The organism is Sphingomonas parapaucimobilis NBRC 15100 (assembly GCF_000787715.1).
Taxonomy (GTDB): Bacteria; Pseudomonadota; Alphaproteobacteria; order Sphingomonadales; family Sphingomonadaceae; genus Sphingomonas; species Sphingomonas parapaucimobilis.
The window spans coordinates 83,951-107,009 of record NZ_BBPI01000043.1; the positions used below are offsets into that span (position 1 = coordinate 83,951).

The 23,059-nt window shown below is 67.5% G+C and carries 23 protein-coding genes; 14 read left to right on the forward strand and 9 right to left on the reverse strand.

The window, feature by feature from the left end:
* The first annotated feature begins 26 nt into the window (after window positions 1-26).
* Both SP5_RS08670 and SP5_RS08675 read left to right on the forward strand, forming a co-directional pair.
* Entirely contained in the window at window positions 27-1,241 is a 1,215-nt protein-coding gene (locus tag SP5_RS08670; RefSeq protein ID WP_042487106.1) for a UbiH/UbiF/VisC/COQ6 family ubiquinone biosynthesis hydroxylase, read from the forward strand.
* A 144-nt stretch (window positions 1,242-1,385) separates the two neighbouring features.
* Complete coding sequence (locus SP5_RS08675) at window positions 1,386-1,949, forward strand: MAPEG family protein (protein ID WP_042487022.1); 564 nt, start codon at window positions 1,386-1,388, stop codon at window positions 1,947-1,949.
* Window positions 1,950-2,070: 121 nt separating this feature from the next.
* Here SP5_RS08675 and SP5_RS18745 read toward each other — a convergent pair whose 3' ends face one another.
* From SP5_RS18745 to gltX, 4 genes are all read right to left on the reverse strand, one after another.
* Window positions 2,071-2,238, reverse strand: a complete 168-nt coding sequence (locus tag SP5_RS18745; RefSeq protein WP_076711404.1) for a Trm112 family protein — start codon at window positions 2,236-2,238, stop codon at window positions 2,071-2,073.
* Complete coding sequence (locus SP5_RS08680) at window positions 2,235-2,840, reverse strand: LON peptidase substrate-binding domain-containing protein (protein WP_042487024.1); 606 nt, start codon at window positions 2,838-2,840, stop codon at window positions 2,235-2,237. The genes SP5_RS18745 and SP5_RS08680 overlap by 4 nt, the downstream gene beginning before the upstream one ends.
* A 5-nt stretch (window positions 2,841-2,845) precedes the next feature.
* Window positions 2,846-3,742, reverse strand: coding sequence for a tetratricopeptide repeat protein (locus SP5_RS08685; RefSeq protein ID WP_042487028.1), 897 nt, complete (start codon window positions 3,740-3,742; stop codon window positions 2,846-2,848).
* A gap of 87 nt (window positions 3,743-3,829) precedes the next feature.
* Entirely contained in the window at window positions 3,830-5,155 is a 1,326-nt protein-coding gene (gene gltX, locus SP5_RS08690) for a glutamate--tRNA ligase (protein WP_042487033.1), read from the reverse strand.
* Window positions 5,156-5,254: 99 nt separating this feature from the next.
* Here gltX and SP5_RS08695 point away from each other — a divergent pair, with 99 nt between their 5' ends.
* Window positions 5,255-6,190, forward strand: coding sequence for a ribose-phosphate pyrophosphokinase (locus SP5_RS08695; RefSeq protein WP_042487036.1), 936 nt, complete (start codon window positions 5,255-5,257; stop codon window positions 6,188-6,190).
* A 252-nt stretch (window positions 6,191-6,442) separates the two neighbouring features.
* Here the strand turns inward: SP5_RS08695 and SP5_RS08700 are convergent, their stop codons facing one another.
* Both SP5_RS08700 and SP5_RS08705 read right to left on the reverse strand, forming a co-directional pair.
* Window positions 6,443-6,775, reverse strand: coding sequence for a pilus assembly protein PilZ (locus SP5_RS08700; protein ID WP_042487039.1), 333 nt, complete (start codon window positions 6,773-6,775; stop codon window positions 6,443-6,445).
* Window positions 6,776-6,802: 27 nt separating this feature from the next.
* Window positions 6,803-7,351 carry a sterol desaturase family protein gene (locus tag SP5_RS08705; RefSeq protein WP_375244067.1) on the reverse strand — a complete coding sequence of 183 codons (549 nt, stop codon included), beginning with the start codon at window positions 7,349-7,351 and terminating at the stop codon, window positions 6,803-6,805.
* Between the two features lie 177 nt (window positions 7,352-7,528).
* Here SP5_RS08705 and sucC point away from each other — a divergent pair, with 177 nt between their 5' ends.
* The 3 genes from sucC to SP5_RS08720 all read left to right on the forward strand — a co-directional run bounded on the left by sucC (window position 7,529) and on the right by SP5_RS08720 (window position 10,558).
* The gene (sucC, locus tag SP5_RS08710; RefSeq protein ID WP_042487042.1) at window positions 7,529-8,728 is read left to right on the forward strand and encodes an ADP-forming succinate--CoA ligase subunit beta; all 1,200 of its coding nucleotides are present in this window, start codon (window positions 7,529-7,531) and stop codon (window positions 8,726-8,728) included.
* Between the two features lie 154 nt (window positions 8,729-8,882).
* The gene (locus tag SP5_RS08715) at window positions 8,883-9,632 is read left to right on the forward strand and encodes an electron transfer flavoprotein subunit beta/FixA family protein (protein ID WP_042487045.1); all 750 of its coding nucleotides are present in this window, start codon (window positions 8,883-8,885) and stop codon (window positions 9,630-9,632) included.
* Window positions 9,629-10,558, forward strand: a complete 930-nt coding sequence (locus SP5_RS08720; protein ID WP_042487048.1) for an electron transfer flavoprotein subunit alpha/FixB family protein — start codon at window positions 9,629-9,631, stop codon at window positions 10,556-10,558. Before SP5_RS08715 ends, SP5_RS08720 begins: the two co-directional genes overlap by 4 nt.
* A 158-nt stretch (window positions 10,559-10,716) precedes the next feature.
* Here the strand turns inward: SP5_RS08720 and SP5_RS08725 are convergent, their stop codons facing one another.
* Entirely contained in the window at window positions 10,717-12,486 is a 1,770-nt protein-coding gene (locus tag SP5_RS08725; RefSeq protein WP_042487052.1) for a hypothetical protein, read from the reverse strand.
* A 119-nt stretch (window positions 12,487-12,605) separates the two neighbouring features.
* Between SP5_RS08725 and SP5_RS08730 the strand changes: the two genes are divergently transcribed.
* From SP5_RS08730 to SP5_RS08760, 7 genes are all read left to right on the forward strand, one after another.
* Window positions 12,606-12,989, forward strand: coding sequence for a GtrA family protein (locus SP5_RS08730; protein ID WP_042487054.1), 384 nt, complete (start codon window positions 12,606-12,608; stop codon window positions 12,987-12,989).
* Between the two features lie 4 nt (window positions 12,990-12,993).
* Complete coding sequence (locus tag SP5_RS08735) at window positions 12,994-13,722, forward strand: class I SAM-dependent methyltransferase (RefSeq protein WP_042487057.1); 729 nt, start codon at window positions 12,994-12,996, stop codon at window positions 13,720-13,722.
* A gap of 160 nt (window positions 13,723-13,882) precedes the next feature.
* Window positions 13,883-14,992: an 8-amino-7-oxononanoate synthase gene (locus SP5_RS08740; RefSeq protein WP_042487060.1), complete on the forward strand. Its 1,110-nt coding sequence runs from the start codon at window positions 13,883-13,885 to the stop codon at window positions 14,990-14,992.
* Window positions 14,989-15,609, forward strand: a complete 621-nt coding sequence (bioD, locus tag SP5_RS08745; RefSeq protein ID WP_042487062.1) for a dethiobiotin synthase — start codon at window positions 14,989-14,991, stop codon at window positions 15,607-15,609. Before SP5_RS08740 ends, bioD begins: the two co-directional genes overlap by 4 nt.
* Window positions 15,606-16,853, forward strand: a complete 1,248-nt coding sequence (locus tag SP5_RS08750; RefSeq protein ID WP_042487065.1) for an adenosylmethionine--8-amino-7-oxononanoate transaminase — start codon at window positions 15,606-15,608, stop codon at window positions 16,851-16,853. Before bioD ends, SP5_RS08750 begins: the two co-directional genes overlap by 4 nt.
* Before the next feature lie 193 nt (window positions 16,854-17,046).
* Window positions 17,047-20,493 (forward strand): glycosyl hydrolase 2 galactose-binding domain-containing protein, encoded by a 3,447-nt coding sequence (locus SP5_RS08755; RefSeq protein WP_245613436.1) that lies wholly within the window; start codon window positions 17,047-17,049, stop codon window positions 20,491-20,493.
* 5 nt (window positions 20,494-20,498) lie between these two features.
* A complete protein-coding gene (locus SP5_RS08760; RefSeq protein ID WP_042487071.1) occupies window positions 20,499-21,248 on the forward strand; it encodes a GDSL-type esterase/lipase family protein in 750 nt (249 codons plus the stop codon).
* Here SP5_RS08760 and SP5_RS08765 read toward each other — a convergent pair.
* Together SP5_RS08765 and SP5_RS08770 are read right to left on the reverse strand one after the other, a co-directional pair.
* Window positions 21,227-21,643, reverse strand: coding sequence for a PaaI family thioesterase (locus SP5_RS08765; protein WP_245613437.1), 417 nt, complete (start codon window positions 21,641-21,643; stop codon window positions 21,227-21,229). The genes SP5_RS08760 and SP5_RS08765 overlap by 22 nt on opposite strands.
* A complete protein-coding gene (locus tag SP5_RS08770) occupies window positions 21,640-22,050 on the reverse strand; it encodes a PaaI family thioesterase (RefSeq protein WP_245613438.1) in 411 nt (136 codons plus the stop codon). Before SP5_RS08770 ends, SP5_RS08765 begins: the two co-directional genes overlap by 4 nt.
* Before the next feature lie 60 nt (window positions 22,051-22,110).
* Here SP5_RS08770 and SP5_RS08775 point away from each other — a divergent pair, with 60 nt between their 5' ends.
* Window positions 22,111-22,923 carry a crotonase/enoyl-CoA hydratase family protein gene (locus tag SP5_RS08775; protein WP_042487116.1) on the forward strand — a complete coding sequence of 271 codons (813 nt, stop codon included), beginning with the start codon at window positions 22,111-22,113 and terminating at the stop codon, window positions 22,921-22,923.
* The last annotated feature ends 136 nt before the right edge of the window (window positions 22,924-23,059 follow it).

The following is a 23,059-nucleotide window of genomic DNA, read 5'->3' on the forward strand; positions in this document are numbered from 1 at the left end:
CCGCGTGACGGTCTAGGAGCATGGACATGGATAGCGACGTCATCATCCTCGGCGGCGGCCTGGTCGGGGCTACTCTGGGTGTCGGTCTGGCCGCGCATGGCCTGTCTTCGATCATCGTCGATCCCGCCGATCCGGCGGTCGTGCTGGCCCCCGGCTTCGACGGGCGCGCCTCCGCCGTCGCCTCGGCCAGCTGGCGGATGCTCGACGCAATCGGCATTGGCGCGAAGCTGGCGGGCAAGGGCTGCGAGATCCGGCACATCCGGGTCAGCGACGGTCTGGAGCCGGGCAAGCTCGATTTCATCCCTGACGCCGATGACGGCGCGCTGGGCACGATGTTCGAGAACAAGCTGCTCCGCCGCGCGATCCACGAGACGGCGAACGAGGCCGAGCTGGTCGACCTGCGCATGCAGACCCGCGCGATTTCGGTCGAGCGCGGCCCGGCGGGCGTCACCGCGGTGTTGAGCGACGGCACCACCGTCCGCGCGCCCCTGCTGGTCGCCGCCGAAGGCCGCCAGTCGCCGACGCGCGACGCGGCGGGGATCAAGGTCGCGCGCTGGTCCTATGATCACAAGGCGATCATCAGCGCCTTCCACCACGAGCTTGCCCACGAGAATATCGCGTTCGAGATCTTCTACCCCAGCGGTCCCTTCGCGCTGCTGCCGCTGCCCGATGACGAGATCGGGCATCGCTCGGCGATCGTCTGGTCGGTGTCGGGGCGTGATGGCGATGCGATGCTGAAACTGTCCGACCGTGCCTTCCTGGTCGAGGCGGAGAAGAGCATGGGCGGGTTCCTGGGCAAACTCTCCCATGCGAGCCCCCGTTCGGCCTATCCGCTGGGCTTCCATCGCGCCGCCACCATGACGGGCGAGCGGCTGGTGCTGGTCGGCGACTCGGCGCATGGCATCCATCCAATCGCGGGGCAGGGCGTGAATCTGGGCTATCGCGACGTCGCCGCGCTGGTCGAAGTGCTGGTCGAGGGCAAGCGCACCGGCCTGGACCTGGGCGATGCGGCCTTGCTCCAGCGTTATCAGCAGTGGCGCGGGCTCGACACGCTGATGGTGTCGGTGGCGACCGACGGCTTCAACCGCATCTTCAGCGTGCCCGGCAAGACCGCCAGCGCGATCCGGCGGCTGGGCATCACCGCGATCGACCATATCCCGCCGTTGAAAGATCGCTTCATGGCCGAGGCGCGCGGGGAGACGGGGCAGCTGCCGCGGTTGTTGCAGGGGGTGATGGTTTAGCTCGGAGGGGTTGGTCCGAAGAGTATTTGCCCTCCCCCAACCCCTCCCGCAGGCGGGAGCGGTTGGGGGAGGGAACGCTCCAAGCGACGTGCCCTCGATAACACCGAGCCGGATCCCAAGCCGCACTTCGACGTTTCGCAAGTCATGAACACCGGGCCTGATCATCCCACCCGTCCCGTCCGAACCCCGATCCGCGACCGCCGCCAGACCGGCGTAGCCCGCGCCATGGCCGCCGCGCTGGCGGTGGTGCTGCTGACGTTGCTGATCGGATGGAGCATCGGGCATCCGCTCTCCCCCACCGACAGAATGCTGCGCGCGGTGGCGGCGTCCACGGTCGCCGCTTTGTGGCTGGCGACGGCGATCGGCCATGTCGCGGCGCTGCGGTTCGATTCGCCCGCCGATATCGACGCCGCAGCCAGCGGCGGCCCCGACTCACCACGCGTCGCGATGGCGAACGCGGTACTGCGCAACACGCTGGAGCAGGTGGTGCTGGCGATCCCGGCCTATCTGGCGCTCGCCTGGGTGGTCGATGGGTCGGGGGCGATGATCCCGATGCTGGCGGCTTTGTTCTCGGTCGGGCGGACGCTGTTCTGGGCCAATTACGCGCGCGGTGCGGTGGCGCGAGCGTTCGGCTTTGCGCTGGGTTTCTATGCGAGTGTCGCGGCGCTGGTCATCGTGCTGGTGACGCTGGTAGGACGGTTGATCTGATTACCCGCACCCACCGTTCAGCCTGAGCGAAGTCGAAGGCCAAGGGAATCCCTCGCGGCGAGCGCGGAACGTGCACTTCGACTTCGCTCAGTGCGAACGGAGGGTGGGATGGCGTGGGGTGTTACAGTTGCCGCGCTTCCTCGACCAGCATCACCGGCACGCCGTCACGGATCGGATAGGCGAGGCCCGCCGCCTCCGACACCAGCTCCTGGGCGGCCTCGTCATAACGCAGCGGCGTGCGCGTCACCGGGCAGACCAGCCGTTCGAACAGCCACGGGTCCAGGCTCATTGCAGCGTCACCCGATCCTCGCCGTCATGGCGACCGAAAAACTGCATCAGCTGGATGATCAGCTCGGCGCGCTGTTCCAGATCGGGGGCCTCCAGCAGCGCCTGCTTGGCCGCCACGTCGAACGGCGCGATCTGGGCGATGCCGTTGACCAGGCTCTCGTCATCCAGCCGCCCGACCGCATCCCAGTCGACCGCATAACCCTGAAGATCGGCGAAACGCTTCGATTCCTGCTCCAGCGAGGCGCGGCGGCCCAGCGACAACAGATCCTCGTCGATCACCGGCAGCAGCTCGGCCTCGACCTGGCGGAAGGGCGTCGTCACCTCCAGCTCGCGGACGATGCGGAACAGCGAGACACCCTCGAGAACGAGGTTGTAGCGGCCATCCTCCATCGCCTCGACCTCGGCGATGCGGCCGACACAGCCCATCTGATAGAGAGACGGCGTATCGCCCTCGCCCGATGGCTGGACCATGCCGATCCGCCGGTCGCGCGCCATCGCGTCGGAGACGAGCGCCCGGTAGCGCGGCTCGAAGATGTGCAGCGGCATCGGCATCCCCGGAAAGAGGATCGCGCCCGCCAGCGGAAAGATCGAGAGCCGCGCCATCCGCGTTACCCGAACAGGATGGCGGACAGACGCCGCCGCTGCTGCGAGACCCAGGGGTCGGTCATGCCGACGACCTCGAACAGCTTGAGCAATTGCTGGCGCGCGGCATCCTCGTTCCAGGCACGGTCGGCGGCGACGATGTGGAGGAGGTTGTCCGCCGCGCCGTCCCGGTCGCCCACCGCCATCTGCGCATTGGCCAGCGCAAAGCGCTTTTCGTGATCGTCGGGGTTGGCCGCGACCTCGGCCGCCAGATCGGCATAGTCCGCGACCGGCGGGGCCGAGCGGGCCAGCGCCACCGCCGCCACCGCGCGGTGGATGGCCGGGTCGTTCGCCAACTCCGGGGGGAGTGCCTCGATCATGGCTTCCGCCGCTTCGACCTGCCCGGCGGCGAGCAGCGCGCGGATATGGCCCGACAGCACGGCGGGATGCTCCGGCGCCATGTCGAGCAGCTGCTGGAAGATCGACACCGCGCGCTCGGCGTCACCCGCCTCCAGCACCTCTTCGCCCATCGCGATCAGCGGTTCCAGCTCGGCCGCCGCGTCCGCCGCCTCGGACTGGATCGGCAGTTGCTTGAGCAGCTGGTCCAGCATCGTGCGCAACGCGCTTTCGGTGCGCGCGCTGGTCAGGTCGGCGACCAGCTGGCCCTGGAACATCGCATAGACGGTCGGGATCGAGCGGATCTGGAATTGGTTGGCGATGAACTGGTTCTTGTCGGTGTCGATCTTGGCCAGCACGACGCCCTTGTCGGCATAGGCCTCCGCGACCTTCTCCAGCGTCGGGCCGAGTGCCTTGCACGGCCCGCACCATTCCGCCCAGAAGTCCAGGATGACCAGCTTGGTCATCGACGGCTCGACGACATCGCGGCGGAAGGCGGTGACCGCTTCCTTGTCGGCGGGCGACATTCCCAACGTGGCCAAAAGACGCTCCTTTACGTGTTGCTCGGCCCTATGTGGGCGAGGCGGTGCGGTAATGAAAGGCCGTGGCGTAAATCAGCCGTTCAGCCGCGCGATCGTGCGGTCCCGCCCGATCAGCGGGAGGAGCGCGGCCATGTCGGGTCCCTGCGCGCGCCCGGTAAGTGCCAGTCGCAGCGGCAGGAACAGCGTCTTGCCTTTACGCCCCGTCGCGTCCTTCAGCGCGGCGGTCAGCGCGTGCCAGGGATCGTTTCCCCAGTCGATCTGACCCGCGACCTCCGCCGCCTGGGCCAGATAGGCGCGGTCGTCCCCGGCGGGTTCGGGGGCCTCGACCGGCCCCTCTATCACCTGCCACCAGGCGGCGGCCTGTGCGACGGTATTGAGATTGGGGCGCACCGCCTCCCACTCCGCCGCGCCCATGCCGGTCGGCAGGCGATCGGCCACCGCCGCGTATGGCGTCTGGTGGAGGATGCGCGCATTCAGCTGCGCCAGCTCGCCCTCGTCGAATCTGGCAGGCGCGCGCCCGAAGCGGGTGAAGTCGAACCCGGCGATCAGCGGCGCCATGTCGGCGACCGGCTCGACCGGATCGCTGGTCCCGATCCGCGCCAGCAGCGCACGCACCGCCTGCGGTTCTATGCCGATCTCGCGGAAATGATCGACGCCCAGCGAGCCGATTCGCTTGGACAGCTTGCCCTCGTTGCCGGTCAGCAAGGCGGCATGGGCGAAGCGCGGCAGCGCCGCCTTCAGCGCCTGGAACATCTGAATCTGCAACGCGGTGTTGGAGACGTGATCCTCGCCGCGCACCACCTGGGTCACGCCCATGTCGATGTCGTCGATCACCGAGGGCAGCATATAGAGCCAGGTCCCGTCGGCGCGGCGGATGACCGGATCGCTCATCGTCGCCGGGTCGAAACGCTGGGCACCGCGCACCGCGTCATCCCATTCGATCGGCGCGCCGTGATCCAGCTTGAAGCGCCAGTGCGGACGAACGCCTTCGCTTTCCAGCTTGGCCCGGTCCTCGTTTGTCAGGGTCAGCGCGGCGCGGTCGTACACCGGCGGCAGGCCGCGCCCGAGCTGGATCTTGCGCTTCAGATCGAGTTCCTGGGCCGTCTCATAGGCCGGATAGACGTGACCGCCCGCCACCAATTCGGCAAAGCGCGACTCGTACAGCGCGAAACGTTGCGACTGCCGTACCTCGGCATCGGGAATCAGGCCCAACCACTGCAAATCCGCCCGGATCGCCTCGACATAACGTTCCTCGCTGCGTTCGGCATCGGTGTCGTCGATGCGCAGCAGGAAGCGCCCGCCGGCCTTTTGCGCGTACATCCAGTTGTGCAGCGCGGTGCGGATGTTGCCGACATGAAGCCGCCCGGTGGGCGAGGGAGCGAAACGGGTCACGGTCATGCCGTCAGCCCATAATCGGGGAATCACCTTTGCGCTATTGTGACAGCGCGATTAAGGGGACCCGCATCACTGGGCTGTCTGCGGGGACGGGATACCACCATGAAATTGATGACCGGCAATTCGAACCTGCCGCTGGCGAAGGCGATTTCCTCCTATCTGGAGGTGCCGCTGACCGAGGCGCTGGTGCGCCGCTTCGCCGATGAGGAAATCTTCGTCGAGATCCAGGAGAACGTCCGCGGCGAGGACGTGTTCGTGATCCAGTCGACCGGCTATCCGGTCAACGACAATCTCATGGAACTCCTCATCATGATCGACGCGCTGAAGCGCGCGTCGGCCAGCCGCATCACCGCGGTGATCCCCTATTTCGGCTATGCGCGCCAGGACCGGAAGCCGGGGCCGCGCACGCCGATCTCGGCCAAGCTGGTGGCCAACCTGATCACCGTGGCGGGTGCCGACCGCGTGCTGTCGGTCGACCTTCATGCCGGTCAGATCCAGGGATTCTTCGATATCCCGACCGACAATCTCTATGCCGCGCCGGTCATGTCGGCGGACATTCTGGCGCGCTTCAAGAACGACAACCTCATGGTCGTGTCGCCCGACGTGGGCGGTGTGGTCCGCGCGCGCCAGCTCGCCAAGCGGCTGAACAACGCGCCGCTGGCGATCGTCGACAAGCGTCGCGAGCGCGCGGGCGAGTCGGAGGTGATGAACATCATCGGTGACGTGGAAGGGCGCTTCTGCATCCTGATCGACGATATCGTCGATTCGGCGGGCACGCTGTGCAACGCGGCCGCCGCCTTGCGCCAGGCGGGGGCGGAGGACGTCGTCGCCTATGTCACCCACGGCGTGTTGTCGGGTGGCGCGGTGGCGCGAGTCGACGGCTCGGAACTGCGCGAGCTGGTCATCACCGACTCGATCGGCAACCACGAGTCGATCAACACCACCGGCAAGATCCGCCACCTGCCCATCGCCCCGCTGCTGGGCGAGGCGATCAAGCGCATCGCGGACGAGACGAGCGTGTCGAGCCTGTTCGATTGAGGATTGGTGGGGTAAGCCAACCGAGAGCATTTGTCTCGTGGCCGGCCCCCACCCCAAACCCAGTTTCAGGTAAACGATGCCCCGCATCGTTTAAGTCATGCCGGGGGCATGACCGACCTGAAACTCCCCTCCGGGAGGAGAGGCTTAGAAGGCGCGAGACGATGGACCTTGCCACGCCCCTCCCGCAGGCGGGAGGGGATGGGGGAGGGCTGGACCTAGGCGAGACGCTCGCGACCACCCAGTCTAAAATTCTCAGCGATTCCCCAGCGCGACGATATGCTCGAACACCGCCGGATGAAGCGGCTTGGAAAACGCACACCCATATTTGAAGCGGTCGCGCCAGGCGATCACCGCCTCCAGCGGGGCGAGCCCCGGAAGGGTCAGCCAGACGATCGTACCCGGCCACAGGGTGAAGCTGGTCTCGGCGCGAAACCCCTCGGGCGACAGGTCGACCACGTCGATCTCGAAGCGGGTCTGCCCCTTGTCGCGCAAATGCGCGCGCATCCGCACGGCATGCCGCAGCGAGCGGCGGAGATCCTGGCCGGCAATCGGCTCGAATGGCGGTGTGAAGACCGGGTTATCCATAGCGCCCCCTCCATAAGGGAAAGAAGGTTACTTTTCCGCCAACGCCTCATGATCCTGCCGCGCTCCCGCCGGACGGCGGACTCCGGCATGGGCGCGACGCTTCAATTCGGCTTTCAAGTCCTCAGGCCGGGGTGCGATCAGAAAGCCGAAGCTGACCGTCCCCTTCTTCGTCTCGACGACGTGGTGCAGCCGGTGAGCCTGGATGATCCGCTTCATATAGTCGGACTTTGGCAGGTAGCGACTGGGCAGCCGCTTGTGGACGATGACGTCGTGAAAGCCGAAATAGATCGCGCCATAGGCGGCGATTCCCGCGCCGATCCAGGTGAAGCCCGGCCACCAGCCCAGTTGCACCCCGCCCAGGATCATCACGAAGGACGGAACCGCGAAGATCGCCGCGTACAGGTCGTTCAGCTCCCAGTTGCCGGTGCGGGGCCGGTGATGGCTCTCGTGCAGGAACCAGCCCGGCCCGTGCATGATCCAGCGGTGCGCCGCATAGGCGAACCCCTCCATGAAGATCACGGTGCCGAGAAACAGGAGAATGCCGAAAACCCAGTTCATCGGATCGGCATAACGCATTTCCGATAAATTTGCTGCTTATTCCGTTGGTCGTGCGCAGAGAACACTCCGGCCATGCATGAAAAGCATTTGCGATGCATTTGCATTAACGCCGTTTCGGGGTGGATTTGTCCGCCAGCCTGTGCTTTAGCCGCACCCAATTTCCCTAGAACCACCCGAGAGGCGGAAGGCTAGCGCATGAACATCCACGAATATCAGGCCAAGGAATTGCTCGCCAAGTTCGGCGTGCCCGTCCCCGCCGGCTTCGCCGCGATGACCGTCGAGGAAGCTGTCGAGGCATCGTCCAAGCTCCCCGGACCGCTCTACGTCGTGAAGGCGCAGATCCATGCGGGCGGCCGCGGCAAGGGCAAGTTCAAGGAACTCGGCCCCGACGCCAAGGGCGGTGTCCGCCTGGCCAAGACCGCCGATGAAGTGCGCGCTGCCGCGACCGACATGCTGGGCAACACGCTGGTCACTGTGCAGACCGGCGACGCGGGCAAGCAGGTCAACCGCCTGTACGTGACCGACGGCGTCGACATCGCGAAGGAATTCTACCTCGCGCTGCTCGTCAACCGCGCGACCGGCCGTGTCTCGATGGTCGCCTCGACCGAAGGCGGCATGGACATCGAGACCGTGGCGCATGACACGCCCGAGAAGATCCACTCGATCGACATCGACACCGCGACCGGCTTCATGCCGCATCACGGCCGCGCCGTCGCCGCCGCGCTGGAACTGACCAGCGACCTCGCCAAGCAGGCCGCCAATGTCGCGTCGAAGCTGTACGCCGCGTTCCTGGGCACCGATGCCGAGCAGATCGAGATCAACCCGCTCGCCGTCACCGAGGACGGCAAGCTGATGGTGCTCGACGCCAAGGTCGGCTTCGACGGCAACGCGATGTTCCGTCACAAGGACCTGATGGAACTGCGCGACACCACCGAAGAAGACGCGATGGAGCTGGAGGCGTCGAAGTACGATCTGGCGTACATCAAGCTTGACGGTGACATCGGCTGCATGGTCAACGGCGCCGGCCTGGCGATGGCGACGATGGACATCATCAAGCTGAACGGCATGTTCCCGGCCAACTTCCTCGACGTCGGCGGCGGCGCCAACAAGGAAAAGGTCACCGCGGCGTTCAAGATCATCCTGAGCGATCCGGCGGTGAAGGGCATCTTGGTCAACATCTTCGGCGGCATCATGCGCTGCGACATCATCGCCGACGGCATCGTCGCGGCGGCGAAGGAAGTGAACCTGCAGGTTCCGCTGGTCGTCCGCCTCGAAGGCACGAATGTCGAGAAGGGCAAGGAAATCCTTGCCAATTCGGGTCTCGCCATCGTCCCCGCCAACGATCTGGGCGACGCCGCCAAGAAGATCGTGGCCGAGGTGCAGAAGGTCGCGTAAACCGCACCTTCGGCTCTGACGGACCGATGATAAAAGGGGCTCGGGCGGAAACGTCCGGGCCTCTTTCTCGTTCTGGGGTGCAAGTCTTGCGATGCGATCGCAACGCCGCCAAAGACGGCGATGTGTTTGGCTGTTCAGCCGGGAAGGAACCGCGATGAAGATCGTCGTGCCCGTGAAACGGGTGTTGGATTATAACGTGAAGCCGCGCGTGAAGGCGGACGGGACGGGCGTCGATCTGGCGAACGTGAAGATGTCGATGAACCCGTTCGACGAGATCGCGGTGGAAGAGGCGATCCGGCTGAAGGAGAAGGGGGCGGCGACCGAAGTGGTCGTCGTCTCGATCGGCGAGCCGAAGGCGGCGGATACGCTGCGTACCGCACTCGCCATGGGCGCGGACCGGGCGGTGCTGATCACCGCGGACCAGCCGGTCGAACCGCTGGGCGTCGCCAAGCTGCTCGCCAAGGTGGTCGAGGAGGAACAGCCTGGCCTGGTCATCCTGGGCAAGCAGGCGATCGACGGCGACAACAACCAGACCGGCCAGATGCTGGCAGGCTTGCTCGGCTGGGCGCAAGGCACCTTCGCGTCCAAGGTCGAGATCGACGGGCAGACGGCCAACGTCACCCGCGAGGTCGATGGTGGGCTGGAGACGGTGGCGCTCGCGCTGCCCGCCATCGTGACCACCGACCTGCGCCTCAACGAGCCGCGCTATGCGTCGCTGCCCAACATCATGAAGGCCAAGTCCAAGCCGATGGCGACGAAGACGGCGGCCGACTACGGCGTCGACGTGGCTCCGCGCCTGACGATCACCCATGTCGCCGAGCCGGGCAAGCGCCAGGCGGGCATCAAGGTCGGCTCGGTCGACGAACTGGTCGAGAAACTGAAAGCACTGGGAGTGGCCAAGTGAAGACGCTGGTTTGGGTCGAGCATGACGGCGGGTCCGTCAAGGATGCCACGCTGGCGACCGTCACGGCGGCGGCCAAGCTGGGCGAGGTCCACCTGATCGTCGCCGGGCAGGGCGTCGACGGCGTGGCGCAGGCGGCGGCGAAGATCGCTGGCGTGGGCAAGGTCCATGTCGCCGACGACGCGGCTTTCGCCAACGCGCTGGCGGAAAACGTTGCGCCGCTGATCGCCGAGCTGATGGGCCATCACGACGCCTTCCTCGCACCGTCGACCACCACGGGCAAGAACATCGCGCCGCGCGTCGCCGCGCTGATCGACGTGATGCAGATCAGCGACATCCTGTCGGTCGAAGGACCGGACAGCTTCACCCGGCCCATCTATGCGGGCAACGCGATCGCGACGGTGAAGACCAGCGACACGAAACTCGTCCTCACCGTGCGCACCACCGCCTTCGAGAAGGCGGCGGCCGAGGGCGGCGCGGGCAGTATCGAGGCGGTGGCCTCGACCGGCGACGCGGCCAAGTCCCGCTTCGTCGGCGCGGAAAAGGCCGAGAATGCCCGCCCCGAGCTGACCAGCGCCAAGATCATCGTCTCGGGCGGTCGCGCGCTGGGCTCGGAAGAACAGTTCCACGCGCTGATCGACCCGCTGGCCGACAAGCTGGGCGCGGCCGTAGGCGCCTCCCGCGCGGCGGTCGATGCGGGCTATGCCCCCAACGACTATCAGGTCGGGCAGACCGGCAAGATCGTGGCACCCGAAGTCTATGTCGCGGTCGGTATTTCGGGCGCGATCCAGCATCTGGCGGGGATGAAGGACTCCAAGGTCATCGTCGCGATCAACAAGGACGAGGACGCGCCGATCTTCCAGGTCGCCGATATCGGCCTGGTAGGTGACCTGTTCACCATCGTGCCGGAGCTGACGAGCAAGGTCTGACGGAGGGGGCCTGCCGCAAGTGCAAAACCTGCGGTGAGGCCCCACCCCAACCCCTCCCCTGAAGGGGAGGGGCCTGGCTGGGATCAATCCGATGTCCTCCGATACCGGGGCATTGCTGGCGGCACGCCCCCTCCACCACTGCTTCGTGGCGGCGGATTTCAGCTGATCCGGTACAGCCGCAACGGCGACCCCTTGGGCAGCGGCAGCGGGGTCAGCCAGTTCGGCGTCCAGCCGCGCGCCATCCGGTCGTAGAAACCTCCCGGCGCCCGCGCCCGGTAATTGGTCGACTCGGCCATGTCGGGGCAGATCAGCAATAGCGTCGCGCCATGCCGCTTCATGATCGCGCGCGCCTGCGCCTCGCTGCCCTGGAAGGCATGCTGCACGTCCAGGATCGCATCGCCATTGCGGTGATACGGCCCCGCAATCGCGTCATGATGGGTCGTCACGATCAGCCGCGGCCCGAGGTCGACGAAGGTGAACACCGTCGCCTTGGGATAGGCATTGACCCGCGTCAGGACCGAGGTACGCACGCATTGCCCGGTCGCACGGTTGACCCGATTGGCATAGGCGCTCGGCTGGGTGGCGGGCAGATAGGTGACGACCCAGCTCGCCGCGATCCCTGTCGGCACCAGCACCGCCAGCACGATGGCGGGCACCCGCAGCAGCGGCGAGCGCAGCCGGGCCAGCCAGGGCAGGACCATCCACAGCAGCGCCGCGATGCCCGGCACCGCCAGCATCTGCGCCGCCGGAGCCGCGCGCGCCTGCCACAACAGCATCAGGCAGGCGAAGGTCGTGAACAGCGCCACCGCCGTCCAGCCGATCGTCCGCCACCGCCAGGCCGCGACGATCGCCCCGATCATCCCGATCACCGGCATGATCGCCATGGGCAGCGCGACGCGAAGCGGATGCTTGTAGATCGGCTTGGCCTCGCGGACATTGTTCAGCCAGTTGCGCTGCAATTCGGGGCTGACCTGTTCGGGGCGGGTCAGGCATTGCGGAAACAGGCTGGCGAAACCGCCCGCGATCACCGCGCCCGCGACCACCGCCAGGCCCAGGCGCGCGCCACGCGACGCCGGGTTGATCCGCGCCAGCACGAACAGCAACGCCCCCGCCGCCACCGTCACCGACAGCCACACCGGGGTCAGCGCGTCGCAGCGCATCGCGTAATTGGCGTTGGAGGCAAAGGCGGCGAACCCCGCCGCGCTGCCCCCGCCGAGCGTCAGCGCATAGACGGCCAGCCGGTCGGCCTCCGCCCGGTCCCAGACCCAGCGCAGGGTCAGGATCGCGCCCGCCATCGCGGCATAGGGCAGCATCTCCAGCCCGATCGCCAGCGACACCGCGCTCGCCAGCCCGACCAGCGCCCCGCCGCGCCGTGCGGCCGGATCGCACAGCCCCGCGACGGTGACCGCCAGCATCGCCAGCTGCCACCCATGATGGTCGATGCGCATCGGCATGTACATCAGTAGCGTGGCATGGGCGCACAGCAGCAGCGCCATGCCCAGCGGCCAGCTCAACGCCCCGACCAGCCGCCGCAGCGTCACCGCCAGCGCGGTCATGGTGATCGACAGCGGGATCAGCGGCGCCAGGCCGCAGGCGAGTCGCTCGGCCCAGGCGGGGGTGGTGAACAGGCGGAAAAACAGGATCAGCCCGGCGATCGGCAGGTCGACGATGCGGCTCCAATGGATGTCGAAGCCGACCGGCGGGTTCATCCGATACTGGCGCAGATCGTACCAGCCCTGTCCCGCCATCCAGGCCCGCACCTGCATCAGCCGCATATTGTCGTCGGTATCGCCCAGCGACCACCAGCGTATCTGGCCCCAGCGATCATAGATGTACCAGGCGGTGATCGCCGCCCACGCCACCAGCACCCAGCGTTGCCAGTTGCGGTCGATCTCACGCTGCAGACGTTCCAAAGACGCTTCCCTCATACCCGCCCGCAGCCTAAGGCGCAGAGCTTCAGGCTCCGCTCTATCGCGGGCGACGTAAAGGGCAAGACGGCGGCGTGGCGACTCTTCAGCATCGGATCGAGCGGTGGCGGGACAGCGGGATGCTGGGCCAGCTGATCCGCTTCGGCATTGCGGGGGGCTTGTCGACGGTCGTCTATTCGGCGGTCTATCTGCCGCTGACCTATTGGGTCCTGCCGCACGACAAGGCCGTGCTGGCGGTGCCGCCCGCCTTTCTGGTGGCGGTGATCTTCGGTTTTTTCCTGCACAGCGCCTGGAGCTTCCGCGGCCACGGCACCCGCGACCCCAGCGGCAGGCAGCATCTGAAATTCCTTGTGGTGCAAGGCTTTGGACTTGTGCTGAATGCGCTCTTCACCTGGATTGCCACCGGGCTCCTGCATCAACCACCCTGGGTCGCGCTGATCCCGGTGGTCACGATCACGCCGATCGCGACCTTCGCGCTCAACCGCCAATGGGTCTTCGGATAAGTTCATGGACCGTATCGTTTACGACCGCATGGCCGCGCATGATTCCACCCATTGGTGGTATCGCGCGCGCCGCGACATCCTGGCCGATTACCTGACCCGTTACGGCAAGCTGCCCGCCGAGGCGCGCATCCTCGAGATCGGTTGCGGCACCGGGCATAACCTGCCCATGCTGGCGAGCTTCGGTGCGGTCGACGCGATCGAGATCGATCCGGCCGCGCGGGAGATCGCGTCGCAAAGGCTGGGCAAGCCGGTCCAGGCCGCGCCGCTCCCCGAACTGCCGGGGATCGAGCGGGGCGCCTATGACCTGATCGCCGTGCTCGACGTGGTCGAGCATATCCAGGACGACGTCGCCGCGCTCGCCGCGATGAAGTCGTGCCTGAAGCCGGGCGGCAAGATCCTGATCGCGGTTCCGGCGCATCAGTGGATGTGGTCGGCGCATGACGTGGTGAACCACCATCACCGCCGCTATTCCAAGGGGACGTTGGTGTCGGCGATCGAGAAGGCGGGGCTGCGCCCGCGCAAGCTCGGTTATTTTAACTCGCTGCTCTTCCCGCTAGCCGCCGCCGCGCGGATCGCCGGGCGGATCACCGGGCGCGACGACAGCGACGACTCGCCGCCGCCCGCACCGCTGAACAAGGCGTTCGAGGCGATCTTCCGGCTGGAGCGGCATCTGGTCGGCCGCGTGCCGTTGACGCCGGGGGTCTCGATCGTGACGCTGGCGGAGCCGATCTGACGGCGGGTGGGGCGTGGCCTTCGACTTCGCTCAGGCTGAGCGGGGTTGGGGAATATGCCTCAAATACAAACGGCCGTTCCGCCTGAGCGAAGTCGAAGGCCAAGTGAATCCCTCACAAACACGGTTCCGCTCCCCCACCCACCCGATTAGGGAAGCCCCCATGCTGGACTTTCATCGCGCCGACTTGGCCCGACTGGCTGCGCGGGACCGATTGCGGGGGCTGGCTCCGCAGCGAGGCAGGGACTTTGCCTCCAACGACTATCTCGGGCTGGCGAGCCATCCGCGCCTCGCCGCCGCCATCGCGGACGCCGTGGCGGAGGGCATCCCCGTCGGCTCGGGCGGATCGCGGCTGTTGCGCGGCAACCATCCGGAACATGAGGCGCTGGAAGCCGAAGCCGCCGCCTTCTTCGGCGCGGAGGCGAGCCTCTATTTCTCCTCCGGCTACACCGCCAACGCCACGTTGCTGGCGACGTTGCCGCAGCGGGGCGACCTGATCGTCCATGACGCGCTGGTCCATGCCAGCATGCATGAGGGGATGAAGCTGTCGCGCGCCGCATCGGTCGCGGCGGCGCATAACGATCCGGCGGCGTTCGAGGACGCCATCCGGGCATGGCGGGCGCAGGGCGGCAAGGGGACGGTCTGGATCGCGGTCGAAAGCCTCTATTCGATGGACGGCGACACCGCGCCACTCGCCGAGCTGATGGCCGTGGCCGAGCGGCATGACGCGATGCTGATCGTCGACGAGGCGCACGCCACCGGCGTCTTCGGCGAGCGGGGGCAGGGGCTTGCCACACCCGGCGAGCGGGTCGTCACCCTCCACACCTGCGGCAAGGCGCTGGGGTGCGAGGGCGCGCTGGTCGCAGGCCCCGCCATCGTGCGCGACTATCTGGTCAATCGCGGGCGGGGGTTCATCTTTTCCACCGCTCCCTCGCCGCTGATGGCGCGCGGGGTGCGCGAGGCGCTGCGCATCCTGGCCGAGGAGCCGGAGCGGCGCACCGCGCTCCACCGGCGGATTGCGCTGGCCAGCGAGCGGCTGGCACCCCATGGCGCGCTGGCGAACGGCACGCCGATCATGCCGCTGATCCTGCACGACAATGGCCGCACCATGCGCGCCGCCGAGGCGTTGCAGGCGCGCGGCTTCGACATTCGCGGCATCCGTCCGCCGACCGTGCCGGTGGGCGCGGCGCGGCTGCGGCTGTCGATCACCCTCAATGTCGGGGAGGCGGACATCCTCGCCCTCGACCAGGCTTTGCACGAGGTTCTGGCATGAGCGCGATCATCGTCACCGGCACCGATACCGAGATCGGCAAGACCGTCTTTTCCGCTGCGCTGACCGGGGCGCTCGGGGCGAGCTATTGGAAGCCGGTCCAGGCGGGGACCGATGAGGAAGGGCATGGCGATGCCGAGACGGTCGCACGGCTCAGCGGTCACCCGGTCCTGCCCTCCGCCTATCGGCTGAAGACCCCCTGCTCGCCGCACCGCGCCGCCGAGATCGACGGCGTGACGATCGACCGCGACCGCCTTGCCCTGCCGCAGGTCGACGGGCCGCTGGTCGCCGAAGGGGCGGGCGGGGTGCTGGTGCCCGTCACCCGGCAGATGCTGTTCGCCGACCTGTTCGCGCATTGGGGGTGCCCGGTGGTGCTGGTCGCACGGACCGGACTGGGCACGATCAACCACAGCCTCATGTCGATCGAGGCGCTGCGGTCGCGCGGTGTGCCGGTCCTGGGCGTCGCATTCGTCGGCGAGGCGGTCGAGGACAGCGAGGCGACCATCGCCGCGATCGGCGGGGTGAAGCGGCTCGGCCGCCTGCCGCGCCTGCCCGACCTGACCCGCGAAACGCTGGGGGAGGCCTTCGCCGCGAATTTTGACATCGGGGATTTCCGGTGACCTCGCCCGTCTGGCATCCCTTCACCCAGCATGGCCTGGGCGAACCGATCCCCAAGGTCGCCACCGCGAGCGGCGCGGTCCTGACCACGGTCGACGGGCGCGAGGTGATCGACGCCATTTCCAGCTGGTGGGTGACGACGCACGGCCACAACCATCCGCGCATCAGCGCCGCCATCGCCGAACAGGCAGGCAAGCTCGACCAGATCATCTTCGCAGGGTGGACCCACGAACCCGCTGAGGAGGTCGCCGCAGAGCTGGTGCGGATCACCCCGCCCGCGCTGACGCGGGTGTTCTTCTCCGACTCCGGCTCGACGGCGGTCGAGGTCGCGCTGAAGATGGCGCTGGGTTACTGGCTCCACCGGGGTGAGCCCCGCCACCGCATCCTCGTTCTCGAACACAGCTATCATGGCGATACGATCGGCGCGATGTCGGTGGGCGCGCGCGGCGTGTACAACCGGGCCTATGCGCCGCTGCTCTTCGATGTCGGCACCATTCCCTTTCCCCATGACATGCAGGTTACGCTCGACGCGCTGGAGGCGGAGTGCCGGGCGGGCGCGGCGGCGTTCATCGTCGAGCCGCTGGTGCTCGGCGCGGGCGGCATGTTGCTCTACGCGCCCGAGACGCTGGCCGCGATGCGCGACATCTGCGCGAGGCACGGCGTGTTGTTCATCGCCGACGAGATCATGACCGGCTGGGGCCGCACCGGCACGCTGTTCGCCTGCGAGCAGGCGGAGGTGGTGCCCGACATTCTCTGCCTGTCCAAGGGGCTGACCGGCGGCGCGGTGCCGCTGGCGGTGACGCTGGCGATCGAGCCGATCTTCCAGGCGCATTGGTCGCAGACCGATCGGTCCAGACAGTTCTTCCACTCGTCCAGCTACACCGCCAACCCCATCGCTTGCGCGGCGGCGGCGGCCAATCTGGCGATCTGGCGCGACGAGCCCGTGCAGGCGCGCATCGATGCGCTGGCGGGGGCGCAGGCGCGGCATCTGGCAATGGCGGCAAGCCAACCATCGGTCCACAGCCCTCGCCAGCTCGGCACCATCGCCGCGTTCGAGCTGGGTGCGGGGCAGGATTATCTGTCCGACCTGGCCCCCCGGCTGCTGGCGCATTTCCGGGAGCGCGACCTGCTCGTCCGACCGATGGGCAATACCATCTACGTGATGCCGCCCTATTCGATCACGCCGGAACAACTCGGTAAAGTCTGGACCGGCATCGGCGAGGCGATAGATCGTTTCGGGGGTTGAATCTATTCCTCCCCCGCAAGGGGAGGTGTTGCGCGAAGCGTGACGAAGGGGTGTCCCACTCTCGATAGCGCGACACTCCTCCGTCAGGCCTGCGGCCTGCCACCTCCCCTTAAAGGGGAGGAATAGATGCGGTGCCCTTTGACTTTAGGGCTTTTCATTTGCTTTATCCCGCGACGATTCAAAAGGAGCAGGCATGAGCGTGGCGGCGGCAAGAGCGATGGGGGCTCTGGCATCAGTGACGGCGCTGTGCTGGGGGATGGCCGCTGCGGCGCAGACGGCTCCGGTGAGCCCGCCTGCAACGCCGCTCGGGCCGATCAACGCCGACCTGCCGCCCGGTGGCGATTCCTACGCCCGCGCCATCGTCCCCAGCGCCGTCACCGCCCCCAATTGGACGCTGTCCGCCTGGGTCCAGCCGCGCAGCGTCATGGGCAAGGGCACGACGATGCTGATCGGCGGCTTCGGCGACCCCAAGGCGGGGCCGCGCCGCTATCTGGCGCTGGTCGATGGCCAGCCCGCGCTCGTCACCGAGGCGGGGGTGGTCCAAGGCGGCGGCGACGCCGACCGCAACAAATGGACCTATATCGCCGCCAGCTATGACGGAAAGATCGTCCGGCTGTTCGTGAACGGTCGACAGGTGGTGCAGCGCGGGCTGTCGCTGGAGCCGGTCACCGGCGTTGCGACGCTGGCGCCCCGCGATTACCAGCCGGTCTTTGCGGGCAAGGTCATCGATTTCCGCATGGTGCGCGAGGCGGTCGATCCGCTGGCCATCCGCGTCGCCGCCCGCCGCGCGCCCGATCCGGCGAAGCTGGCGCTCCAGACCGGCAGCCCGACCTGGCCCTATCAGACCCACCAGATGCAGGGGCAGACGGCACCGCAGGACGCCTGGACGCTGCCCCAGTCCAAGGCGCCGATCCCGACCAGCGGCACGGCAAAGCCAGAACCGAAGGACGCCGCGCTCATCTCCACCACGACCGGCCAATGGGTGGTCAATGGCTGGCGGTTGATCGAGGCGGCCAAGGTCGGCCCCGGCGGCGCGGACCTGTCGCAGGGCAATTTCGACGCGAGCAAATGGTATGCCGCGACCGTGCCGGGCACGGTGCTGACCACTTTGGTCGATCGCGGCGTCTATCCCGATCCGGCGGTCGGGCTGAACAACCTGTCGATCCCGGAGACGCTGGCGCGACAGGATTACTGGTATCGCACCGAGTTCGACACACCGCCCGAGGCGGCCGGGCGGCAGATGTGGCTGACCTTCAACGGCGTGAATTATTCGGCCGAGGTCTGGGTCAATGGCCGGATGATGGGCACGATGAAGGGCGCCTTCATCCGTGGCCGATTCCCCGTAACGCTGACCGCGGGGCGCAATGCCGTCGCCGTGCGCGTCTCGCCGCCGCCGCATCCGGGCATCGCGCATGAGGAATCGATGACGGCGGGCGTCGGTGAGAATGGCGGCGTCCAGATGATGGACGGCCCGACCTTCGTCGCGACGGAAGGATGGGACTGGATCCCGTCCGTGCGCGACCGCAACACCGGGCTGTGGCAGGGCGTGACGCTGGCCGCGACCGGCCCGGCGGTGATCGGCGACCCGCAGGTCGTGACGACCCTGCCCAAGCCCGACAATTCGGTCGCCGATGTCGAGATCGCGGTGCCCGTCACCAATAACGGCCAGACGCCGGTGACGGCGACGGTGCGCGCGGTGTTCGACGATGTGGTCGTCGAAAAGCCGGTGACGGTGGCTCCCGGCCAGACCATCCGCGCCGTCCTGTCCCCATCCGAGTTCCCGCAGCTTTCGGTCAAGAATCCGCGTCTCTGGTGGCCCAATGGTTACGGCGACCCGGCGCTGCACGATCTGGCGCTGACGGCGGCGGTCGATGGCGCATTGTCGGACAGCAAGGCGCTTCGCTTCGGGATGCGGCAGGTGACCTATGACCTGTCGCTGTTCGACGATGACGGCGATCTCGAGCGGGTGACGCTGGACCTCAACCGGGCACGCGGTGGGCCGAAGCTGATCGACACCAGCCATAAGGGTATCCGCAAGACGGCGAATGGCTGGGCGATGAGCTTCACCCCCGGTGGTGACCAGTCGGCGGCGGTCGCCAAGCTCACCGACGATCCGCGCCTCGCCCCCTATCTCGTGCTGCGGGTCAACGGCGTGCGGATCGCGGCGCGCGGCGGCAATATCGGCATGGACGATTTCATGAAGCGCGTCGACCGCGCGCATCTGGAGCCGTTCTTTCGCCTGCACCGCGACGCGCACCTCAACATCATCCGCAACTGGGTGGGCCAGAATACCGAGGACAGCTTCTTCGACCTGGCCGACGAATATGGCCTGATGGTCCTGTCCGACTTCTGGGAGTCGACCCAGAATTACAATATGGAGGCCGAGGACCCGCAACTCTTCCTCGCCAATGCGACGGACGTGGTGCGTCGCTATCGCAACCACCCCTCGATCGTCGCGTGGTTCGGGCGGAACGAGGGGGTGCCGCAGCCGATCCTCAATAGCGGGCTGGATACGCTGCTGCGCGCCGAGGACGGGACGCGGCTCTATATGCCCTCGTCCAATGCGGTGAACCTGCAAGGCTCCGGCCCCTATAACTGGCGGCCGCCGGTGGAATATTTCACGACGCACGCCAAGGGCTTCTCGGTCGAGGTCGGCACGCCCTCGCTGCCGACGCTCGAATCCTGGAAGCGGACCATCCCGGCCGAGGCGGATCGCTGGCCGATCGGCGACGTCTGGGCCTATCATGACTGGCACCAGACCGGGAACGGCGCGGTGAAGACCTATATGGACGTGCTCGAACGCCGCTTCGGCCCATCCACGGGCCTCGAGGATTTCGAGCGCAAGGCGCAGATGATGGAGTATGAATCCTATCGCGCCATCTTCGAGGGGATGAATGCAGGCCTCTGGACCGAGAATTCGGGCCGGATGCTGTGGATGACGCAGCCCGCCTGGCCGTCCTCGGCGTGGCAGATCTTCTCGTCCGACTATGACACGCACGCTGCCTTCTACGGGGTGAAGAAGGCCGCCGAGCCGATCCATGTCCAGATGAACCTGCCCGGCCACCGCGTCGTGCTGGTCAACAACACCCGTGACGCGCTGAAGGGCGTGCAGGTGCGCGCGAAGGTTGTCGGGCTGGATGGCCGGTCCGAGAGTGAGCAGGAGGCGAAGGTCGTCGCGAATGCCGAGGGGGTGACGCCTGTGCTGACCCTCGACCTGGCCCCCGCGATGAAGCGCGGGCCGGTGCTGGTCCGGCTGGAGGCGATGGATGCGGGCGGGCAGCTGCTGTCGACCAACAGCTATTGGGAGGCGGCGGACGATGCGGGTTACCGTGCGCTGACCGCCATGGGGGCGGCGCCCGTCACCGCGAGTGCGACGACGCAAGGACAGGGTGAGGAGACGCTGGCCAGCGTCACCCTGACCAATGGCGGCACCGTCCCCGCGATCGAGACCAAGCTGACCGTGATGAACGCCGACGGCGCCCAAGTGCTGCCCGCCTATTTCAGCGACAATTACGTCACCCTGATGCCCGGAGAAACCCGCGTGATCGAGATTCGCTATCCCACGGCCAAGGCGGACAAGCCGATGGTGAATGTGCGCGGCTGGAACGTCACCGCGACCGCTGCGGACCTGCGCCCGTGAGCCGGATGATCCTGACCGCGCTCGCTGCGCTGACCCTCGCCGCACCCGCCGCCGCGCAGACCGCGCCGAAGGAAACCGACTCGCAGCGCTGGACCCGCGAATGGGAGGAGCGGCTGCACAACGACTTCGCCTATCTGGCGCGTTACCGCGACGACAATGCCAAGCTGTCAGCGCCGGTGGCGGGCCAGCCGCGCATCGTCTTCATGGGCGACTCGATCACCGAGGGCTGGGTCGGCAAGATGCCGCAATTCTTCGTGCCCGGCCGGATCGGGCGCGGGATCAGCGGGCAGACGACCTCGCAGATGCTGCTGCGTTTTCGCCAGGACGTGATCGACCTGAAGCCTGTGGTCGTGCAGATCATGGCGGGCACCAATGATATTGCGGGCAATACCGGACCGACGACCGACGCGCAGGTCGAAGGCAATATCATGTCGATGGTCGAACTGGCCCAGGCGCATGGCATCCGCGTCATCCTGGCCTCGATCCCGCCCGCCGACCATTTCCCGTGGAAGCCGGGCCTGGCCACCGCGCCGCGCATCGCGACGCTCAATGCCTGGTTGAAGGATTACGCCAAGCGAGTCGGTGCGACCTATGCCGATTACTGGTCAGTGCTGCACGTCGGTGACGCGCTGAGACCCGATTGGGGCCTTGACGGCGTGCATCCCAATGCGGCGGGCTATGCCGCGATGGCACCGGCCGCCGATGCCGCGATCAAGCAGGCGCTGGCCAAGCCTCAGCCGCGCAGGATGCGGTAGTTCAGCCGGGCGGTCGCGATCGGCTGGTCGCGATCCTCCTGCCAGGCGACCGCCTCGACATTGGCGGTCCGCTGGCCGAGGCGCAGGATGACGCCGACCGCGCGCGTCGGATGCCGGTCGCGCCCGGTGCGCAGATAGTTGGTCGTGATCGTCACCGGCTTGATCCGGGCCGTCCCTTCGCCCGCGAGCCGGTGGGTGAGCGCGGCGATGCCCGCCACCTCCAACAGCCCCGCGATCGCGCCGCCCTGCAGCAGTCCGGGCCAGCCCATGACGTGTTCGCCGAACGGCATGACCAGTTGCGGCGTATCGTCGACCCAATCGATCGAGCAGCCGAGCCACTCGGCATAGGGGGGCAGTTCCATCGCCTGGCCGATCGCGGTCCGGGGCGCGCTCATGCGGCCATGCCGATAAAAGTGCCCGCGACATGCGCGACCGGATCGTCGGGGTCGCCGTCATGCGCGATCCCCCGGACGAAGGCGATGCTGCGCGTCAGCCGGTAACATTCGCCGCGCCCGATCACCGTGCGTTCGGGCACGGCGGGACGGAGGTAGTCGACGCGCAGGTCGAGCGTCACATGCGCCTCGAACACGCCGCGCTTCAGCCAGACCGCCACGCTGGTCGCCATGTCCATCATCGCGACGATCGGGCCGGAGGCGATGACGCCGCTCACCGGATCGCCGATCAGCCGCACGTCATAGGGCAGCGCCAGCTCGGCCCAGTCGTCGCCATGCGCGCGATAGGCGATGCCGAGCTGCTGGCCATGCCCGCCACCCAGGCCGCCCATCGCGACGAAGCGTTCCATATCGAACCCCATAAGCCCATGGTCTACACGACCAACGCGCTGGCGCAAAAGGAGAGAGATATGGACGGCCGGGTGACGATCGCGGTGACGGACGGCGTAGCCGATGTCAGGCTGGCGCGTGGGGAAAAGCTGAATGCCATCGACGGCAAGATGTTCGACGCGCTCGCCGGGGCGATCGATGCCCTTTCGTCGCAGGCCGACCTGCGCGCGGTGGTGCTGTCGGGCGAGGGGGAGGGGTTCTGCTCCGGGCTCGATATGGCGGCGATGGCCGGGGGCGATCTGGCGGGACTGGACCTGTCGGCGCGCAAGCATGGCCCGGCCAATCTGGTGCAGCAGGTCGCCTGGGGCTGGCGGACGCTGGCGGTGCCGGTGATCGCCGCCGTCCACGGCGTGGTGTTCGGCGGGGCGACGCAGATCATGGCGGGCGCGGACATCAGGCTGGCGCATCCCGCCACCCGTTTCGCGATTCGCGAGGTGCATTGGGGCATCGTCCCCGACATGGGCGGCTTTGCGCTGTGGCGCGGCGTGCGTGAGGATGTGCTTCGCGAATGGGTCTATACCGCGCGCGAGTTTGATGCGGTCGAGGCGCAGGCGGCGGGGTTCGTGACGCGACTGGTCGAGGACCCTCGTGGCGAGGCGCTGGCGCTTGCGCGGAAGATCGCCGAGCGCAGCCCCGATGCGGTGCGCAGCGCCAAACGGTTGTTCGGGGCGATGGGGTCCGCGCCGGAGGAATTGCTGGCGATGGAAAGTGCCGAGCAGGTGGCGCTGATGCAGGGGGCGAACTTCCGCGAGGCAGTGCGCGCGAACATGGAGCGGCGGCGACCGGCGTTTCGCGACGTTGGAGAGGTGCCGCTCCCTCACCCGCAGCGATAGCCCCTCCCGCAGGCGGGAGGGGTTGGGGAGGGCAGGAAGTCTCACAGAGACTGTCGCGTGGGGCTTGCCCTCCCCCATCCCCTCCCGCCTGCGGGAGGGGCGTGCCTGTGGTGGGCCGTATGCGCATAAAAAAGAT

What these genes read in the sequence shown, in the direction of transcription:
- SP5_RS08730 (WP_042487054.1), top strand. Translation starts at nt 12,606, where the DNA reads ATGCTGGGCCAGCTGATCCGCTTCGGCATTGCGGGGGGCTTGTCGACG.
- bioD (WP_042487062.1), top strand. Translation starts at nt 14,989, where the DNA reads ATGAGCGCGATCATCGTCACCGGCACCGATACCGAGATCGGCAAGACC.
- SP5_RS08775 (WP_042487116.1), top strand. Translation starts at nt 22,111, where the DNA reads ATGGACGGCCGGGTGACGATCGCGGTGACGGACGGCGTAGCCGATGTC.
- SP5_RS08675 (WP_042487022.1), top strand. Translation starts at nt 1,386, where the DNA reads ATGAACACCGGGCCTGATCATCCCACCCGTCCCGTCCGAACCCCGATC.
- SP5_RS08700 (WP_042487039.1), bottom strand. Translation starts at nt 6,775, where the DNA reads ATGGATAACCCGGTCTTCACACCGCCATTCGAGCCGATTGCCGGCCAG.
- SP5_RS08670 (WP_042487106.1), top strand. Translation starts at nt 27, where the DNA reads ATGGATAGCGACGTCATCATCCTCGGCGGCGGCCTGGTCGGGGCTACT.
- SP5_RS08725 (WP_042487052.1), bottom strand. Translation starts at nt 12,486, where the DNA reads ATGAGGGAAGCGTCTTTGGAACGTCTGCAGCGTGAGATCGACCGCAAC.
- SP5_RS08755 (WP_245613436.1), top strand. Translation starts at nt 17,047, where the DNA reads ATGAGCGTGGCGGCGGCAAGAGCGATGGGGGCTCTGGCATCAGTGACG.
- SP5_RS08680 (WP_042487024.1), bottom strand. Translation starts at nt 2,840, where the DNA reads ATGGCGCGGCTCTCGATCTTTCCGCTGGCGGGCGCGATCCTCTTTCCG.
- SP5_RS08765 (WP_245613437.1), bottom strand. Translation starts at nt 21,643, where the DNA reads ATGAGCGCGCCCCGGACCGCGATCGGCCAGGCGATGGAACTGCCCCCC.
- SP5_RS08770 (WP_245613438.1), bottom strand. Translation starts at nt 22,050, where the DNA reads ATGGAACGCTTCGTCGCGATGGGCGGCCTGGGTGGCGGGCATGGCCAG.
- SP5_RS18745 (WP_076711404.1), bottom strand. Translation starts at nt 2,238, where the DNA reads ATGAGCCTGGACCCGTGGCTGTTCGAACGGCTGGTCTGCCCGGTGACG.
- SP5_RS08705 (WP_375244067.1), bottom strand. Translation starts at nt 7,351, where the DNA reads ATGCGTTATGCCGATCCGATGAACTGGGTTTTCGGCATTCTCCTGTTT.
- SP5_RS08685 (WP_042487028.1), bottom strand. Translation starts at nt 3,742, where the DNA reads ATGTCGCCCGCCGACAAGGAAGCGGTCACCGCCTTCCGCCGCGATGTC.
- SP5_RS08740 (WP_042487060.1), top strand. Translation starts at nt 13,883, where the DNA reads ATGCTGGACTTTCATCGCGCCGACTTGGCCCGACTGGCTGCGCGGGAC.
- SP5_RS08695 (WP_042487036.1), top strand. Translation starts at nt 5,255, where the DNA reads ATGAAATTGATGACCGGCAATTCGAACCTGCCGCTGGCGAAGGCGATT.
- SP5_RS08760 (WP_042487071.1), top strand. Translation starts at nt 20,499, where the DNA reads ATGATCCTGACCGCGCTCGCTGCGCTGACCCTCGCCGCACCCGCCGCC.
- sucC (WP_042487042.1), top strand. Translation starts at nt 7,529, where the DNA reads ATGAACATCCACGAATATCAGGCCAAGGAATTGCTCGCCAAGTTCGGC.
- gltX (WP_042487033.1), bottom strand. Translation starts at nt 5,155, where the DNA reads ATGACCGTGACCCGTTTCGCTCCCTCGCCCACCGGGCGGCTTCATGTC.
- SP5_RS08715 (WP_042487045.1), top strand. Translation starts at nt 8,883, where the DNA reads ATGAAGATCGTCGTGCCCGTGAAACGGGTGTTGGATTATAACGTGAAG.
- SP5_RS08735 (WP_042487057.1), top strand. Translation starts at nt 12,994, where the DNA reads ATGGACCGTATCGTTTACGACCGCATGGCCGCGCATGATTCCACCCAT.